Origin of the sequence: Marinobacterium sp. BA1 (genome assembly GCF_041155135.1) — a bacterium.
Taxonomy (GTDB): domain Bacteria; phylum Pseudomonadota; class Gammaproteobacteria; order Pseudomonadales; family Balneatricaceae; genus Marinobacterium; species Marinobacterium iners.
This window is the reverse complement of sequence record NZ_BAAFHC010000001.1, coordinates 2,381,003-2,399,688: the sequence shown is the minus strand read 5'-3', so window position 1 is coordinate 2,399,688 and position 18,686 is coordinate 2,381,003. Positions and strand designations below refer to the sequence as shown.

General features: G+C 55.1%; 13 protein-coding genes. 10 read left to right on the top strand and 3 right to left on the bottom strand.

Features of this window, described 5'->3' with window-relative positions:
• The first annotated feature begins 253 nt into the window (after positions 1-253).
• The 4 genes from ACAM29_RS11605 (at position 254) to ACAM29_RS11590 (ending at position 6,830) form a co-directional block, all read left to right on the top strand.
• Positions 254-2,107: a TonB-dependent receptor gene (locus ACAM29_RS11605; RefSeq protein ID WP_369624212.1), complete on the top strand. Its 1,854-nt coding sequence runs from the start codon at positions 254-256 to the stop codon at positions 2,105-2,107.
• 67 nt (positions 2,108-2,174) lie between these two features.
• Positions 2,175-6,026 (top strand): cobaltochelatase subunit CobN, encoded by a 3,852-nt coding sequence (gene cobN / locus ACAM29_RS11600; protein ID WP_369624211.1) that lies wholly within the window; start codon positions 2,175-2,177, stop codon positions 6,024-6,026.
• Positions 6,026-6,520, top strand: a complete 495-nt coding sequence (locus tag ACAM29_RS11595) for a MotA/TolQ/ExbB proton channel family protein (protein WP_369624210.1) — start codon at positions 6,026-6,028, stop codon at positions 6,518-6,520. Before cobN ends, ACAM29_RS11595 begins: the two co-directional genes overlap by 1 nt.
• Position 6,521: 1 nt before the next feature.
• Complete coding sequence (locus ACAM29_RS11590) at positions 6,522-6,830, top strand: DUF2149 domain-containing protein (protein WP_369624209.1); 309 nt, start codon at positions 6,522-6,524, stop codon at positions 6,828-6,830.
• Positions 6,831-6,969: 139 nt separating this feature from the next.
• Here the strand turns inward: ACAM29_RS11590 and ACAM29_RS11585 are convergent, their stop codons facing one another.
• On the bottom strand, positions 6,970-7,722 hold the full coding sequence (locus tag ACAM29_RS11585; protein WP_369624208.1) for an SDR family NAD(P)-dependent oxidoreductase: 753 nt from the start codon (positions 7,720-7,722) through the stop codon (positions 6,970-6,972).
• A 207-nt stretch (positions 7,723-7,929) separates the two neighbouring features.
• Complete coding sequence (locus tag ACAM29_RS11580; protein ID WP_369624207.1) at positions 7,930-9,858, bottom strand: TonB-dependent receptor; 1,929 nt, start codon at positions 9,856-9,858, stop codon at positions 7,930-7,932.
• Positions 9,859-10,307: 449 nt separating this feature from the next.
• Between ACAM29_RS11580 and ACAM29_RS11575 the strand changes: the two genes are divergently transcribed.
• Positions 10,308-10,718, top strand: coding sequence for a hypothetical protein (locus tag ACAM29_RS11575; RefSeq protein ID WP_369624206.1), 411 nt, complete (start codon positions 10,308-10,310; stop codon positions 10,716-10,718).
• Positions 10,690-10,947, top strand: coding sequence for a hypothetical protein (locus tag ACAM29_RS11570; protein ID WP_369624205.1), 258 nt, complete (start codon positions 10,690-10,692; stop codon positions 10,945-10,947). The genes ACAM29_RS11575 and ACAM29_RS11570 overlap by 29 nt, the downstream gene beginning before the upstream one ends.
• Before the next feature lie 89 nt (positions 10,948-11,036).
• Here ACAM29_RS11570 and ACAM29_RS11565 read toward each other — a convergent pair whose 3' ends face one another.
• Positions 11,037-11,681 carry an epoxyqueuosine reductase QueH gene (locus ACAM29_RS11565; RefSeq protein ID WP_369624204.1) on the bottom strand — a complete coding sequence of 215 codons (645 nt, stop codon included), beginning with the start codon at positions 11,679-11,681 and terminating at the stop codon, positions 11,037-11,039.
• A 565-nt stretch (positions 11,682-12,246) separates the two neighbouring features.
• Between ACAM29_RS11565 and ACAM29_RS11560 the strand changes: the two genes are divergently transcribed.
• From ACAM29_RS11560 to ACAM29_RS11545, 4 genes are all read left to right on the top strand, one after another.
• Positions 12,247-15,759 (top strand): TonB-dependent receptor, encoded by a 3,513-nt coding sequence (locus tag ACAM29_RS11560; RefSeq protein ID WP_369624203.1) that lies wholly within the window; start codon positions 12,247-12,249, stop codon positions 15,757-15,759.
• A gap of 112 nt (positions 15,760-15,871) precedes the next feature.
• Positions 15,872-16,714 carry a Slam-dependent surface lipoprotein gene (locus ACAM29_RS11555; RefSeq protein WP_369624202.1) on the top strand — a complete coding sequence of 281 codons (843 nt, stop codon included), beginning with the start codon at positions 15,872-15,874 and terminating at the stop codon, positions 16,712-16,714.
• Between the two features lie 83 nt (positions 16,715-16,797).
• The gene (locus tag ACAM29_RS11550; RefSeq protein ID WP_369624201.1) at positions 16,798-18,276 is read left to right on the top strand and encodes a surface lipoprotein assembly modifier; all 1,479 of its coding nucleotides are present in this window, start codon (positions 16,798-16,800) and stop codon (positions 18,274-18,276) included.
• Positions 18,277-18,324: 48 nt separating this feature from the next.
• Positions 18,325-18,666 carry a helix-turn-helix domain-containing protein gene (locus tag ACAM29_RS11545; RefSeq protein WP_369624200.1) on the top strand — a complete coding sequence of 114 codons (342 nt, stop codon included), beginning with the start codon at positions 18,325-18,327 and terminating at the stop codon, positions 18,664-18,666.
• Positions 18,667-18,686 lie beyond the last annotated feature (20 nt).

The window sequence follows — 18,686 nt, the reverse complement described above, 5'->3', positions numbered from 1 at the left end:
ACGTAAAGAAAAGTATGCGTTTTGATGTTGGGGGTGAAATTGTCATCTCCGAGTGGCCTTTGCCGGTCGTCACTGTTCTTACAGCTTCCCTCTATAGGAGAAGGTAAAACATAGTAAATTTATGTTATGTTATAACAATCTATTAAGCGTTCGCTCGGAGGTCCTGTAACTCATGCTCATCACTCATACTCGGCATATAGTCGCCGCCGCTTTGGTCTTCGTCGGTTGTTCTAGTTATCCGGCTTGGGCTGAGGTGCGAGTTTCAAACGATGATGTGTTGGTTGTGACCGCCAATCTGCATGGAGCACCACTGGTGAACGCGCCCGCCAGCATTTCACTTATTGATCGCGAAGAGTTGCAGTTGTCCAATGCGGACGATTGGGCTGATGCTCTGAGTGCACAAGAAGGTGTCAACATCAGTTCGATTGGACAGACGCGCCGTGGCATCAGTATTCGTGGCATGCCGGTTGAGCATACCCTGTACTTGATTGACGGTCGCCGTATCAGTTCCAGTAATGGTGTTATGGCGCATACGGACTTTGAGCTGGGCTGGCTACCTCTGTCTGCAATTGAAAGGATTGAAGTTGTCAGGGGGCCATTGTCGTCCCTCTACGGCTCAGATGCACTGGGCGGTGTCGTTAACCTCATTACGCGTGTGCCCGAGGATGCGCTAAGCGGCGAAATATCAACAACACACGTCTGGCAGGATGATCGCGACGGTGGTGATGCCAGTAAAACATCCTTCTATCTCAGTGGAGCAGCGATGCCGGGTACGCTTGCCATGAGCTTGGCTGGTCAATGGCTGGAACGGGATGAGCTTAAGCTGGTAGAAGATCCTCAGGTCTCCGAAATTGAAGCCAGGGAGAACCGCTCGATTCAGGGCAAGCTAATCTGGACTCCGTACGACAATCAGCGCATCGATCTCAGTTATGCGAGGGGAGACGAAGAGCGTAGCCGTAACGTGGCCAGTCGCAGTAGCTATTACAATTCAGAAGACGATATCGAGACCGAACAGCTATCGCTGGCCCACAAGGGCGACTGGTCCTGGGGGCAAAGTACAATTTCGGCGTATCAGTCTTCTGTGGAACGCGTAAATAGACGTACGGCCGGCAATACGGCTACGCCCGCTCAGAAGGTTAAAGACCAGGTTGTACAGGGGCACCTCTCAACCGGACTGGGCGATATGCACTGGCTGACATTGGGCGGACAGTTGCGCCAGGAAACCCTGTATGACCCCCGTGTCGATACCCGGGGCAAAGACTCCGTACTGCACAAAAGTTTGTTCTTTCAGGATGAAGTCAGCTTTGCACCCAATCTGCAGCTGGTCGCGGGGGCCAGTGTGGATAACCATGAGCGCTATGGAAATGAAGTAAGCCCGCGCATCTATGCCGTGTATGAGCCTCGCCCCGACCTGGTGTTGAAGGCCGGCTATGGTGAGGGTTTCAGAGCCCCGACCTTGAGCGAATTGTCACCGAACTATCAAATCTTGGCAGCTGGCGGTCGCTTCTGGGTCTATGGCAACCCGGATTTGCAGCCTGAGCAATCGTCCACTTCGGAGTTGGGCATTGATTACACGGCGGATAACTGGAATGCATCGGCCCGTCTGTTCCGCAACAATCTGGAGAACCTTGTTCAGTCTGTCTGCAGCGTCGATTGTGGCATACGTGGCCGTGAGATTCGTTACTACGAAAACATAGATGAAGCGGTGATCAATGGTATCGAGTTGGGCTGGGGCATGCGTCCACTGCAGGTGCTGGACCTTAGCCTGAATTACACCTATCTGGATACAGAAGATCGTGGCACCGGTGAGCCGCTGGAGTTCAGGCCGGAGCATAGCGCCAATCTGGCAGTGAGCTGGCATTTCCAGCCTGGCAGTCAGGTACGCTGGCGTTCAGAGCTTATTGGGCGCCAGTATGTAGGTGACGGCGAGTATGCCCCGTCTTATGCCCTGCACCATCTGGATTTTGCCTGGGAATTGGACACGGCTTTGACATTGAACGCGGGGGTCGAAAATCTTATGGATACTCGCTTGCTGGATGAGTCGGAACTATTCGGATTGGCAGAGCCTGGGCGGACAGTACGTGTTGGCCTGACAGCACGTTTCTGAGTCTAAGCAGATGACCATAACGGCTATCAGGTTTCCATTATTATTATGTGTTCTTTTCGGGCTGTTGTTGGGATCAGCGTCTGCTGTTGCAGCGGAAGCTTCGGCTGCACGGGTGCATGTAATCAGCAATGATTTTGTCTCGGTCGCCAAGTTCCGCGACCTGCAGGTACTGGCGCTGGACGCCGATGTTGAATTAACAGCTTTTCAGATCGAACAGGCGCCGGCTGATGCCGCTGCCTGGTTCGATGCCGATCTGGTGATTTTGGATACCCCACGTGGCAGTGATAGGCGGCAGGTGATGGCGTTCAGTCAGCCTTGGCTGGCGTCATCCGAGCGGCCCTGGCTGGCGGTAGGCGGTGGTCCACCCAAGGGCGGTCAGCTACCTGGACCGGTGTTGCATGATCTGGCGGCGTATTATGCCGCCGGAGGCAGGGACAACCTGAGCCGCATGATGCAGTATCTATCTGCCTGGCACCGGGGTGAGTCTACCGCACAGCTTCCTCCTGCCGTGCCTCTGCCAGCCGCCGGTTACTACCATCCTGCAGCAAAGCAGCCATTTACGGATCTGGATGCTTATTTTGCCTGGGGGGAGGATCGCTGGCCTCAGGACGCACCGATATTGGCGATCGCCATGTCATCGGGTGTACTGCGCGATCAGCAGACAGCGTTTCATGATCAATTGGTAGCCGCTATCGAGTCAGCAGGTGGAGTGCCATTGCTGTTTTGGTATGGACGCAAACAGCCTGATGCGGTGCAGGATATGCTGGCTCCGGCAAAGCCAAGTCTATTGTTGAATACCACGCACATGCTGGACGGCGAGGCGATGGAAAGGGCGTTTCGAGCGCTGGATATTCCGGTGGTGATGGGGTTGGGGAGTCGTCAGACTGTGGAGCAGTGGCGCAGCCAGGCTCAGGGAATGGATGCAGGTATGGCTGCCGTACTCATGGCCACGCCAGAGCGCTGGGGCATGACCGATCCGCTGGTGCTGTCGGCGATGGAGGATGGGCGCCGCGTGGCAATCCCGGAGCAAATCGAACTGCTGATCGGACGCTTCCTGGCCGCTGCCAGGTTACAGCGTGAGGCACCTGAGTCCATCAAGTTGGCGCTGATGTTCTGGAACTCTCCCGCAGGTGAGCGCAATCTCTCGGCCTCTCATCTGAATGTGCCACGCAGTATTGCAGACATAACAGCGGCACTGGCGGCCAGCGGATACACGCTGTCGGCGCTGGACGAACAGAAGGTGATCCAGCAGGCGCAAGCCATGCTGTCCGGACTCTACCGTCATGACCAGCTGGACAACCTGCTGGTCAAGGGACTGGCGGTCAGTTTTCCGGTCAGTCGCTATCGCCAGTGGTTGGCATCTCTGCCCGGCAAGATTCAAAATCAGGTGAAACATACCTGGGGGGAACCTGAGCAACACTGGAGTATCCGTACCCTGAACGGGGAGCCTCAGTTTGTTATTCCTGCCATGCAATTGGGACATTTCCTCTGGATGCCCCAGCCGCCCCGAGCAGACCGTCTGGGTGCGCATGTGCATGACAACGTGCAACCACCGGGGCATTTTTTCCTGGCAACCTACCTGTACCTGCGTGAAACCTATGGCGCGGATGCTCTTATCCACCTCGGAACCCATGGCACCCAAGAATGGACGCCCGGCAAGGACAGAGGGCTCTGGGCCTACAATTATCCGAACCTGGCCGTCGGCAATCTGCCGGTTTTCTATCCCTATATTCAGGACAATATCGGCGAAGCGCTCCAGGCCAAGCGGCGCGGGCGAGCGGTCGTCATCAGCCACCAGACCCCGGCCTTTGGCCCTGCCGGTCTCTATGCTGAACTGACACACCTGCATGAACTCATGCATGCCTATCAGATGCTCGATTCGGGACCAGTGAAGGACAAGGCGGGCGAGCAGCTATTGAATGCAACCATTGAGCAAAGCCTGCATCTGGATATGGGTTGGGATGAGGCGAGCCTTAAATCCAACCCACCGGCATTTGCGGCAGCACTGCATGATCACCTGCATGAGCTGGCCGCGTCATCCACTCCGCTGGGTCTGCACACCTTTGGTACAGCCGCTGCGCCTGAACATCGGGTTATGACCGTGCTACAGCAGCTGGGTATGCCCTATTTTGATGCCCTTGGCGTGGAAGGTGATGAACTGCTGGCCCTGGAGACGGAACAGTTGCAACAACAACCGGCCTATAGTCTGTTGGCCGAAACGCTGGCCACTAGGAAACTGCCAGAGCAAGCATTACCGAAGCCACTGCTTCCCCTGTTGCAGCAGGCACTCGACAATGATGCTCACCTGAGTCTGGACAACGAAATGGAAGCCCTGTTGGCGGGCCTTCAGGGCCGCTTTGTCGCGCCCGGTCCAGGTGGTGACCCGGTGCGCAACCCGGCTACCAGCAGCGGTACCAACCTGTACGCGTTTGAGCCGGATAAAATTCCCAATAAGGCCGCCTATGCAGCCGCCGAAGGCATGCTGGACCAGCTGGTTGAACGCTATCGTGAAGAACATAAGGGGGCCATGCCTGAACGTCTGGCATTTACACTTTGGTCATCAGAAGCCATACGCACGCAGGGACTGGTTGAGGCACAGATCATGCATGCCCTGGGTGTGCGGCCGGTCTGGGATGAGGGGGGACGTGTACGCCGTCTGGAAATTATTCCGCAGGCCGAGCTCAAGCGCCCAAGGATGGATGTGTTGTTGCAGGTGACCAGCGTCTATCGGGATCAGTTCGATGGCCTCATGCGGCATTATGCCACCGTTATTGAGGCGCTGTCCGAACAGGAAGACCCCGCCAACCCCATCGCGGCACACAGTCGTCAGCTGGCCGATGCCTTGCGCCAAAGGGGGCTGGCCGACGAGGATGCCCAGCAATTGTCACGCGCACGGGTGTTCAGCAGCCCACCGGGCAGTTATGGCAGCGGTGTCACTGATCTGGCCATGAACTCCACCGCCTGGGAGGACGACAGCCAGCTGGCCGATACTTTCGTAGCCAGTCAGTCTCATGTGTTCACCACCCGTGAATGGGGAAGGGCGGTTGCCGATGTGAACCTGCTGCAAGATCAACTGGCGCAGGTTGATGCCGTGATGATGTCGCGCTCCAGTCAGGTGCATGGCCTGTTGTCCACGGACCACCCGTTCGAATATCTGGGTGGACTTTCGGCCGCGGTACGTCAGCAAAGGGGCGAAACCCCGAAACTGTATATATCCGATTACCGTGGTAACAGCCCACGCATTGCTGAAGCGGCTGCATTTTTGTCTGCTGAACTTAGAACCCGTTACCAAAACCCGCAGTGGATCAAGGCCATGCAGGCGGAAGGCTATTCCGGGGCGGTGCAGATGCTGAAAACAGTCAACAACCTGTTTGGCTGGCAGGTCATGGATACCAGCATGGTGCGTGCCGATCAGTGGCAAGCCCTGCATGAAACCTATGTGATGGACCGCCATGAGCTGGGACTGAACGAATGGTTTGCCGAACAGAATCCCGATGCTCAATCACAGCTGATCGAACGGATGGTCGAGGCTGTGCGCAAAGGCTATTGGCAGCCGAGTGAAACCACCCTGAAGCAATTGACCGAACGCTGGCAAACGCTGGTACAGGACAAGGGAGCTCTGCCTGGTGCACCTAAAACTGTGGACTACATCGAGGATATGGCCCTGGGGTTTGGCTTGTCCGATCAGCCGGCGTCATCCTCGGCCGCAGCCAGTCCAGACAACAGTGAGAACAGCGCTAGCCAGCCAAGCCAGCAGGTTAAAGGTCAGGTGCTGAAAGCTCAGGAGATGAACGTCCCCACAGAGGATGAGTGGTCGTACCGCCTGAGCCTGATCGGTATGTTACTGCTGTTGGCCCTGGGCGCGTGGCGCGCCCACCGTGAGCACAAAATTCACCTTAGTAATCGAGAAACCGTCTGATGATGAGCCAATTTGAGGCCTTACTCTATCAAATCACCAGTATCTTCCTGCTGCCCGCGTTAGTATTAATTCTGGCTGCCCTGGCTTACGCTCTGATTGCTACCGGCCAATTGCTGGCGGATAGCCTGATATTCCGCCGCACACCTGTGCGTTCGGGATTGAGCCGCTATGCCCAGGAGCAAGGCATCACCAGCGATGACTTGGAATTATGGATTATGCGGCGCCTGGAAAAATTGCGCCTTACCTCACGTGTCAGTCCCTTGCTGGGGCTGGTCGCAACCTTGATACCCATGGGACCGGCCCTGCTGGCACTGGCAGAAAACGAAGTGGCGTCCGTGGGCTCGAACATGGTAGTTGCCTTTGCCGGTGTAACACTGGCGTTGATTGCGGCCAGCCTGAGTTTTGTTGTCCTGAATATCCGTCGCCGCTGGCTGTTTGAAGAACTGCGCCTGATCGAGCGCGAACAGGCTGGCTTGAGCCAAGAGGGGGTGTGAGGTGGCAGGACGCTTTATCGACCACGAAGACGATGATCCCATACTCTCGGTGGTCAATCTGATCGACCTGTTTCTGGTGATTGTAGTCATCCTGTTGCTGGTTGTCGTACGCAATCCTCTCAACCCTTTTGCGGCCGAAAATGTCGTGGTGGTTGAAAACCCGGGGCAGGACAACATGCGCATAACCGTGAAAAAAGGTGAAGAACTGACCCGCTATGAAAGCAGTGGCGAGATGGGAGAAGGGGAGGGCGTAAAGGCCGGGATTACTTACCGCTTGCCCGACGGGCGCATGGTGTACGTGCCGGAATAACCTGAAATGATTGCTTATGAGCCACGGTGGAAGAGCTGAAAAGGGCCTGATGAACATCAGGCCCTGATTCTGTACACACAGTTCAATGATTCTGTAGAGCCGTTGGATTCAGGTTGTGCACCGATATAGGCAAAGATGGTTACTGTGCCGTGTAGCCACCATCAACGGTATATTGTGACCCACTCACGAAAGCTGCATCATCCGAAAGCAGGAAAGCAACTACGTTGGCTACCTCTTCTGACGTACCAAGACGCCCCATAGGATGCAAAGCAACGAGAGAGTCATACTCCTCTCGGCTAAGCTCATTTAAAAGAGGTGTGTCGATATAACCGGGATGCACGGAATTGATCCGAATCCCCTTTGCGGAATACTGCAGTGCAGCGCTCTTGGTCAAACCGGATACAGCGTGTTTCGCCGTAACGTAAGGCACATAGCCCGGGGTGCCCACGAGGCCCAGAATGGAAGCCGTATTTACGATTGCCCCGCCGCCAGCTGCAAGGATAGCGGGCACTTCATATTTCAGCCCGTAGAAAACAGCATCAAGGTTAATGTCGATCAGTTTTTTATATCCATCAATATCCACCTCATGCAGTGGCCCCTGAGGTCCGATGATACCAGCATTGTTGAACGCCAAATGCAAGGCCCCGAATGTCTCAACAGCAAAGGCTACAGCGGCCTCATTCACTGCGGGTGATGTAAAATCACCCCCAAACGCAGCGGCCTTACCACCAGCGCCAGTGATTTCGGCGACCACCGCCTGGGCAGCTTGCTCGTGCAAGTCAGCGACAACAACAGCCGCGCCTTCAGAAGCAAGCTTGATTGCAGTAGCCTTTCCAATGCCTGAAGCTGCACCTGTTATCAGTGCTGTTTTTCCTTCAAATCTGTTCAACATCAGTACGTTCCTTTACATGATAGTTGTGTGTGCGTAACAGGGTAGATCACAACGAGAAGTGCACACATGTCTTCCTCGTGTACTTTTGAATAGCAAGGTGATGTTCATCATAATTGACAAAGATCGATAATGATAATGCTTATTATTAACTGTAAGCGCAAGGGTGTAGTCAAGGGGATATATTCAAATGATCAATAAGAGACGTCATCAGAATCCCATTCGAACACCTATCTGTGCAGACGTGCCCGGCATGGGATAGCCCGGACGATAGGCGTAATCACTGTCGAACAGGTTCTCGATGGCAAGGAATACTTCACCGTCAGGCCCCAGTTGTGGCATACGGTAACTGGTGCGGAGATTGGCCACAGTAAAACTGCTGACTTTGGCAAGATTTGTACTGCTGGCGGTTCTAGCCTGACTGAGAACATACATATCGCGCTGATACTGGGCATCTGCACTGACATGCCAGCGGCCTTTTTGGTAATTAATACCGGCCGAGATTGCGTAATCCGGAGCGTAGGGTAGCGTCTTCAAGCTGGAATCCAACCAGGTTATCCCGACAAAACTGTTGAACGCAGGGCTCCAGCTTTGTTGCCAGCTAAACTCGGCCCCATTGATATGATATCGACCCAGATTAATGTACGAAGGTCGGGTGACAGCAGGGGGGAAGGCAAACAGATAACGATTTTTCAGATTATCTCTGAACACTGCCAGATCAAAGGTTGTGCCGCTGAAGGGAGTGAAACGCAGCCCAATTTCCCGGTGATCAAGCTCTTCAGGTTCCAGCGACTCCCAACTATCTCCCAACGCGGGTATTAACTGAGACATGACAGAGGTTTCCAGCCCCGGGTAATGCATACCGCGGGATACATTAGCCCGCAACTCAATGTGATCAGTGGAGAGCACCAGGCCTGCATGGGGAGCGAGACTTGAATCATATACGTTATGATCGTAGGCCCTGATCCCGATGGAAGGCGTTAGCAGCCAATGATCATTCAGCATCAGAGAATGACTGATGGCCAGATGAGGCGACACCAGTCTGAGGACAGGCGTGTTGAAATAGTCAGCGGGGGCGGGCGCGACACGACGAAATGCGACATCGCCTTCACTTTCGTCGATATCCAGGCCAAACCTGACATCGCCCTGTGGCCAGAGCTGCATGGACTCGGTAAAACGTAGTCCGCGGGTACTGAAATCGCTAATCGTGTCACCATCAATGCCGCTTTGATTTAATGCGGCACCGCGTCCGTGACTGTAATACACACGAAGTTCGCCTTGCGCGCGGGCGTGATGATGCGACAGCGTAAAAGACGCCAGGGTTGCGCGGGTAAGAAAATCGCCATTTTTTGTGGCGGGCAAGCCCTCCTCGCCCGGGTCTGAAGCCCGGTTGTCGGTGTGCAGGGCCAGGCCAGAGACAGACCAATTATCATTGATACGGTATCCCAGCCGCCCCATGCCATTGCTTAGCCGACCGTCACCATCGTCACGCGCCCCGTCAGAACGGGAATAGCCCTGTGACAGCATATAATCCCATTTTCCCTCACGGCCGGTGAAAACGGCTTGTTCTGAAAGCGTGTAAAAGCTGCCACCTGACAACTGCAATGAGCCCCGGTGGCCATCATCTGCTTTGGCAACTTCGGGTGTCAGGTTGATGGCAGCAAAGGTATTACCAAACTGCTGAGGTTGGGGGCCCTTGTATACCTGAATGGACTGCATACCGTTAAGCGGCAAAAGGTCCGGTAACGGGTGTCCCCATAGCGGCATGTAAAAGGGAATTTCGTCGATGTATGTTTGTATTTCGCTGCCTGGTCGACTGGCCCCCATGCCGCGTACATAAACAGCGCCACCTTCGGCACCACCAAAGGAACCGACCGGGTTAAACCTTGAAACCACCACACCAGGAGTGCGGCGCAAGGCTGAAGACACATCCAGAGCATGAAGATCACGCACCTGAGTTTTATCGACCCAGGTACTCAAAGTTGCAAAATTGTCTGTTTGGTTGCCCTCAATGATTGGCGAGCCTGTCACGGTTAAGGTCGACGGGTCATGAGACTTCGGGCTTGAAGCCAAAGCAACATCAGAAATACCACCTGCTGCAAGGGTAAGCAGTAATGCTGGTATGGGTTTGGTGGGCATGAAGCGCTCCTTTGCTATTCATGTCGCATCCGTTTGCTATGCACAGGATGTACTGTTTGTGAGAAGCAGGGAGGATTGCGCGCCAGCCGCTGAACTTCAATGTGACATAGTGTCACAGCCAACGCGGAGGGTAACGGTAGCGCAATGATTCAAACCGGCTATCAAAGCCTGCACTAACCAGTTTCACACATCACCATTTCTATCGTGCTATCGACACGTGAAGTCACGGGCGTTACGCACTCGCTGCATTATTTAATAACCGCACACATCCCAAGGATGTACACCGAAATCCATACGAAATTTTCAGTTTCGCATATGAATCTAACCGATAATCATTCTTGTTTGTGGGTAGCATGGGTGTATGCCAGGTGGAGAGCGTCGATGCACTCCAAATTTCAGAACCGATAGAAAGACCCGCTCAGCGGGCTGTACAACAAAAGGAATGATTGATGAACGTTTCGCTGTATCAAGAAGCACCCCGGCTTAAGCCATTGGCATTGGCTGTGATGCTGGCGATGTCACAAGTGACGATGGAGGTCGCGCAGGCGGAGACGGTGGTTCAGGTGAAGGAATCATTGGATGACTGCTCTACCAGTGATACAGCAGAAGTGAATGGCGGAAAGGAGTGTACCGACAAGGATGTCACCGACAAGGACGTCACCTCTGATGAGGCGCTGTCGGTGATTGGCAGCGAAACTACCGTTATTCAAGGCCGCGAGCTGGCCACGGAAGATGTCTACCTGCGTGATATTTCCAACGTGCATGCCACTCGCGAAAACATTGAAAACTACAAGGGCACCTCGGTGGGTGACCACCTGGAGTTGGGGGTGCTTGACCTATCACAGCAGCGCGACCAATGAAGATGAAGAGGCCTGGATTGAAGCCGGAACCACCTCGCTTAACCGGGCCTACAGCTGGGAACCGATACTGGTATACGACGCCTACGCCACCTACGAGATAAACAACCTGCTCAAGGTGAACGCCGGCGTCAACAACATTACCGATGAATACTATCTGGACCCGTTGGCCCGCACCACGCTGCCAGCCCCCGGGCGTACCTTTAAACTGGGCCTGACGGCCAGGTTTTAACCGAACACCCACGCCAGCCGGGCAGAGGATAAGCCCGCCAGCCAGGGATGACAGGGGCGGCCGCACCCCGTAAATAGCAGGGGGCTCAATTAATCCCCATAATACTGCACACCAATCTTAATCCGGTTGCGGCCCTGGTCGGTCCGCCACCGGTTGGTATCACGCAGTGAATAGGCGCAGCCGCAGTACTCCTGCTGATAAAAACGTTCGCGTTTGGCAATCTCGATCATGCGTGATGAACCGCCGCCTTTGCGCCAGTTAAAAGTCCAGTAATGCAGCCCCGGGTAGCGGGCTGCGGCGCGTTGGCCACACGCATTGATCTGTTGCATGTTTTTCCAGCGCGAGATCCCCAGGCAGCTGGTGAACGTATCAAAGCCGTTCTCGTGGGCATATAGTGCCGAGCGTTCAAAGCGCATATCAAAACAGACGCGGCAACGTTCACCCCGTTCTGGCTCCCATTCCAGCCCCTTGACCCGTTCGAACCAGTTTTTTACATCATAATCGGCATCGACAAAAGGAATGCCGAGTTTTTCGGCAAAGCGGATATTTTCTTCCTTGCGGATCAAATACTCCTTCTGCGGATGAATATTCGGATTATAGAAAAAAATCGTGAACTTAATACCGGCGTCAGTCATGCGTTCCATCACATCGCCAGAGCAGGGGGCACAGCAAGAGTGTAACAGCACCTTGTCTGAGCCTGTTGGGGTTTCCAGGACAATACTTTCCTTTTTCATATCGCCTCGTTGGTGATTATGTGTCTGCAAAACAGCATGAACAGTGCAACCCCGGCATGCCTGGTGCAGCGATAAGAACTATACCAGGGCACTCATAACGGCTAACCCCATTAGTAAAGAGCAACAGGAGGTAAATAGTTAATCCACAGACAATGGGATAGGAGCAGCGTTGTGAAAAGGGGTGGTAATCAGCCGGTATGATAAGTAAGCAATCTTTTTATAAAAAGTGAATGCTGATCATAGGTTTATGAATATGGCTCATTAATGAAGCATAAGAACCACGGATACGCGCAAAATGTCCTTTCAATCAGGGGTGCTGACTTGGGCCGCTTGAAATCGGCTTTCGTTTCATGCCTGGTTATTTCATTCAATAGCCGCACACACACTAAGTATTTACACCGAAATCCATACGAAATTTTCAGTTTCGCATACGAATCTAACCGATAATCATTCTTGTTTGCGGGTAGTATGAGTGTGTGCCAAGTGGATGACGTCCAGCGCATCCGAATCCAAAAACCGACAGCAGGCCCCGCCCAGCGGGGCCGTACAACAAGGAGAACGATGAATGAACGTTTTGCTGTATCAGGAGGCGCCCAGGCTCAAGCCACTGGCCTTGGCTGTGATGCTGGCCATATCGAGCACAGCAGCCCAAGCGGCTGAAACAGCCCAGTCCACGCGGGCAAATGCCCAGGCAGAGCAGGTGGCAGACGACTGCGACGACGGCGATACAGCAAACGACCCGAACACCAAGGACGCGTGTACCGACAAGGACGTCACCTCTAACGAAGTGCTGCCGGTGATTGGCAGCGAAACTACCGTTATTCAAGGCCGCGATCTATCAACGGAAGATGTCTACCTGCGCGATATTTCCAACGTGCATGCCACTCGTGAAAACATTGAAAACTACAAGGGCACCTCGGTGGGTGACCTGTTCAAGGGCCTGAGCGGCGTGTACACCGGCGAGGCGCGCAACTCCGGTGCGCTGGACCCGAACATCCGTGGTATTCAGGGCACCGGGCGTGTACCGGTGCTGGTCGATGGCACCGAGCAGTCTACTACCATCTGGCTGGGGCCGGGGGGCATCAGTAATCGCAGCTATGTAGACCCTAACTTGGTGGGGGGCATTACCGCCGAGAAAGGGCCGTCCTTTGAAGGCCCCAGTGGTATCGGCGGTGCCGTACGCATCCGTACGCTGGAGCCGGGCGATATCATTCAGCCGGGCAAAACCTGGGGCATCGAGCTGAAAACCGAAACCGCCACCAACACGGTGGCTGCGCGTGATGGGGCCAACGGCTGGTATGGCCAGGATTACCGTGACGTTAAGGCGGATGGTGTACCGATCACTGGAAGGGGGGGGGATTATGGCGGAATAGATGTGCCGTATGGGGGTGGGGTTACGTTGGTGCCGGAAAGTGGCAGCGACCATCAGGGCTTTAATGGCGAGGATTACGCCTGGCGCCTGGCCGTTGCAGCCGAACAGGAGCACTTCGACCTGATTGGCGTGCATAGCTACCGCCGTAGCGGCAACTATTTTGCCGGTGAAAACGGTGCCGATGCCTACCGCACCGAAGATTGGATTGAGGCGATGCAAAAGGCGGAAGCCCAAGGGGCAGGGAACAGCAGCGAATACAACGATTATCTGGCCAATTTGTTTCGGCCAGGGCAAGAGGTACTGAATACGCACAGTGAGATGACCAGCACCCTGCTGAAAGGTCGGCTGGAACTGCCCCACAATCAGGAGCTGAGCCTGAGTTGGATGAACACCGAGCAAATTTACGGTGAAAGTAACGTATCGATCCGTATGATCGCCCACGATCCGGAAAATACGATTGATATGAATGGCACTGGTGACATGGCCTATCAGTTCAATAACCCTCCATCTGAAGTGGATCAGGATACCTGGAATCTGGGTTACAGCTGGAACCCGGACAACCCACTGATCGACTTGAAGGTGGGCGCCTGGGCAACCCAAAGCTTCAGTGTGCGGCACCAGAATGGAGGGTTCCAGTATCAGCCAATGGAGACCGACAGAAACTACAACAACTATTTAAGGTGCTCGGTGTACCCGTCAGCCTGGCCAGAGAAGGCTGCCGATAATGAATTTTGGTGTGGACGTTACTATAACCCTGATAGCAACCCCTACGAGCATGACCCTGACTACCGGGATGAGTCTATCGATGGCACATTGGTTGATGCCTCCCGCCAGGAATGGAACCACGACCGTTACGGCCTGAACGTGCGTAACCGCTTTCAGCTGAGCCCCGATTTCGCCCTCACCCTGAGCGCCGATGCACAGCATGAAGAGCTGGACGGCTGGGATGCATCCGAGGCGCACCTGAGTAAGAATCCCTTCGTATGGGGCAACAGCCATATGGGCCCGCGTGCGGGCACTCGCCGTGAATACAATGCCGCCATGCAGATGGAGTGGTTCCCCACGGATACGGTGATGATCACCGGTGGCCTGAAATGGAGCCGCTACTGGTCCTTTGATGATGGCCTTGATGAACACCGGCGCAACCAGGATTTCGGTTGGGCTAAACAGGCTGAGGTGGCATATGCCCAGATACCCTATGGCCTTTATCTGAGCGAAGAGCAGACTGCTCAGTTGAACGCCTATCTTGCCCGGGCAAAGGAAATCGGTACAGCCACCCGGGCCGGCACCCTGACCGATGAACAGCGCGCCTTTGCCGCAGAGTCCAATGCTTGGCTGGCCGAGCTGACCAGCGGCCAGTTCGCGGTGTCGAAGGAGCTTCAGGCAGCCAATAAGGACCTGGTGTTTTACGGTGCGTACGATGTCAACGCGAAAGTCCCAACCGTAGAAATTGGGGGAGCTACATATCTTGATGGTGGATATGTCACTGCTAGCGGCGGCATGTCATCAAGGGGGTTGACGGCAGCGATTGTGGACTATGCCGACGGTGATTTCAGAGGCATGCGTGATCGAAACCCCTTCTATAACGGCACCTTTGATGTCAATGAAACCGTAACCACCGCCGATGGCAAGGTGCTGCCCAAGTACCTGGCTGGGACTATGGCGTACAACGGAGAGACCGGCGAGCCGCTGGGGCAAAAAACCTTCGTAGCCAATGATCGAGTAGCGAATCCTGAAAAATATAAAGACATCGATATTGTTGAAGGGCCTTGGAGTACCTCCAACTATGTTAAGCAGGCGGTTGATGCCTCCGAGCAGTGGGTGCGCCCGCAGAAGCGGCGCAACGAGGCTTGGGCGCCGATGCTGGGCATCACCTGGTTCATGACGCCACATAATCGTGTTTATGCCCGTTACTCCGAGTATGTGCGCTTCCCCAGCCTGTGGGAAGATACCCAGTCTGCCGTTGGCTATACCTATGGATTTCAGACGGATACGAGTGGGTATTCCATCGAGCCGGAGCGCACCCGCAATATCGAACTGGGCTATGTGCAGGACCTGACGCCTTGGCTCAGCAATGTACGCATGGCGGACGTACGCCTGAACTACTACCGCAACCGCATCGAAAATTACATTGACCGTAATGTCAATTACCAGTTGCTGCAATTTGATGAAAAGCGTACCGAAGGCATTGAGCTGCAGGCCCGGGTCGATACTGGCCGCTACTTTGCCGGCCTGGGCGCCACCTACCGCCTGAACAACGATCTGTGCGATGCCGACTACGCCGCCACGCTCGACCCATATAACCTGGGGCAATATGCCGCCTGTGTTGATGGGGGTTTCCCGTTCACCTTTACCCGCACCAGTACACAGCCCGAGTTGTCTATCAACCTGGATGGCGGAATGCGTCTGATGGGCGACCGCCTCGAAGTGGGCGGGCGAGTCACCTACCACAGCAGTGCCGAAAACGAAGATGAACAGCAGTGGATCGATGGATATTATCTGTATAGCGGTTACCTGAACGAAGCCTACAACCTGGAATCGGTACTGGTATACGACGCCTACGCCACCTACGAGGTGAATAACGTGTTCAAGCTGAATGCCGGCGTCAACAATATTACCGATGAGTACTATCTGGACCCGCTGGCTCGCACCCTGTTGCCGGCCCCCGGGCGCACCTTCAAACTGGGCCTGACGGCGCGGTTTTAACCGAACACCCACGCCAGCCGGGCAGAGGATAAGCCCGCCAGCCAGGGATGACAGGGGCGGCCGCACCCCGTAAAGCGGCCATTTGAACTAACCAAACCAAAGGAATGTGAACATGAAAAAGCTTTTGCTTGTTTCCGCGATCGCCCTGGCAGCCTCTCCGGCCTTTGCAGCAACCGACGCGACTAAGGGCGGCTCCTCCAATACCGCCTATGTTCAGGTGGGTACGGGCGAGATTCTGGGCGCGGGCGTTGGTATCGCCATGCCGGCAACAAATCCGCCGTCTGGTGGCGTGCTGGCCGATGTTGTCAGCTTTGAAGGCGGGCCGATCGACAAAACCAACCTGGTTCTCGGGGGTGTCGATGGCAATGACTATATCCAGATTGGTAGCAAAGTAATTTCAGAAACCTGGAAGCACACCATCGCCAGCGGTGTCGGTGCGGATACTGAAATCTACGCCTACCGTCAGGTGAATGACCCTGTGTCAGGTTACCCGCACTTCGGCGGCGAAGTGATCGCCAAGGTACCGGGCCTGGCCGCCAGCAACGCCGTCTACTTCGGTGAATGGGCTCCTTGGGATGGCAGTGCTGGCTCTGATCTGGGCATGGACAGCTCACTGCGCACCGTGTACTACGTGGGTGAAAACCCGACCTCCAGTATGCCGACCCTGACCAACGTGGCCTACGATGTGGTGGGTATCCAGAAGTACAACCCGGATACTCAGGCCGGTGTCTACACCGGCACCCTGACCGCCAACTTCAGCGGCACCAGCGGTTCCATCACCGGTACCCTGAACGGCGTCAACTTCAGCGGCACCAGCATCAACGACACTGGCAGCTTCTCCAACGGCAGCACCATCTCCGGCAAGTTCTACGGCAACAGTGCCGAGGCGCTGGCCGGCATGTATGACACCACTGGCGTGGCCAATGACATGGCCTTCGGCGGTGCTCAGCAGTAAGGCTTAAACACCCCAGGGTGTTTACTTGAGGGGGAGGCGCGCCTCCCCCTTTTTTATGTTTCCTGCCGTTGAGATGTATCGCCATGCACCGTTTAATACCCTGCGCACTTGTATTGCTGCTGGCACCGACGGCCGCACTGGCCGACGATGATGACACCCGCTTTCTGCTTAACCAGATGGACCGCCAACAGCAAAGCGAAGAACGCGCCTACCCGACACCGGCCGTGGCCGACAACCCCGATCTGTTCACCGTGAATGGCACCACCTACCAGGTGGAACAAACCCTTGAGGCGCTGGGGCCGGCCCTGTATGTGGCCATCAACCTGAAACAGTGGCACAAGGTGCGCCAGTTTGTGCAACGCTATCGCCAGTTGCCCGGCCATGATGCCAACCTGGCCCTGTTGGCTGAGGGGATGCTGGCGCGGGTCGATGGCGACTATGCCGAGGCCATCGCCGCACTGGAAACGGCACTGGCCGGCAAGCCCGAATTTGTCCGTGCCCGGCTGGAGCTGGCACGCATCTACTTTGAAGACCACCAGCTTAACGCCGCCCGCGACGCCTTCGAACGGGCGCAAGGCAGCGCCGGGCTGCCGCCGCAGGTGCTCGGCATGATCGATCAATACCTGGCCGCGCTGGACCGGCGCGCCAGCTGGCAGGGCAGCCTGTCGCTGGGGCTGGGGTACGACACTAACCTGAACCAGGGCAATGGCGATATGCGGGTCAGCCAGGTGTGTTATCTGCCCAACTGGTGCCAAACGGTAACCCGCCGCATGCCCGAGCCGCTGGAATCGTCCGAATGGGTGTACGACCTCACGGCCGAGCGCCGTTTCAACCTGAGCGGCCATCATAACCTGCTGCTACGTGGCATTGTGTATGGCAGTTACCCCGACAAGGCACTGGAAGGCAGCGACAGCACCGACTATTTCGATGAAAACACCAGCGTGCTTTACGCCGGTTACAGCTATAAATCGGCCCGCAACGAGCTGAACCTGTTGCCGACATTCGAACATTTTTACAGTGACCGCCACACCCGCTATGAGGCGGGCGGGCTGCGGTTGGAATGGAAGCACCAGTGGTCACCGCCCTTGCAGCTCAATACCTATCTGCAAACACGCCGTTACCGTTTTCAGGGCGAAGATGCCGTCTATTTTGAAAACTATGACGAACACCGGCTGGGCCTGTCGGCCAGTTATCTGTTCAATCCGGTAACAGCGTTGTACGGCGGGCTGGATTATACCCGCAAGGATTTCCCCACCGATGCCGCCAGCAGTGATGCCTGGATGCTGAACCTGGGCGTGTACCGTCAGCTGATGCCGGGTGTCAACCTGAACGCAACCGCGCTGTACCGTGAAACGCGCAACGATGAGGCCAACACCCTGTTGGGCGGTCTGCGTGAGGATAAACAGCAGATCTACATGCTGAATGTGGATCTGCCTCGCTGGGCGATCAAGGGGTTTGTGCCGGTCTTGTCGCTCAAGCATACGATGAATGAAAGCAGCATTGACTGGGCATATGGCTATGAGCGTACGGAAGCGGCATTGAAGTTAAAAAAGACATTCTGATACGAAACAAATACGAGAGAACCATACAGTAAATGGGTAGCGAAAAAGATGAACGATTTGAATTTGCCCTGTCCTGAAGTGCAAGTCATTACAAAAGGGGGAGAACCTGCATTCGCGGTTGTGCCCTATGATCAATACCTCGTGCTTTTGGGCGCAAAACACTCCCATGTTCCACAACGTGTTTTGGATCTTCAATACAGCAATAACCTCAGTCGTATTGGTGCCTGGCGCAAATATCGTGGAATTTCACAGCGTGAGTTGGCTCAACGCTTAAATATGGTTCAGTCCACTATCACCCGTCTTGAACGTCCGAATGTCAAACCACGTCTAAAAACACTCGAACAAGTCGCTTTAGCACTGGGGTGTACGGTTGAACAACTAGCACCTTGAAACGACGATTGGGAGCTATG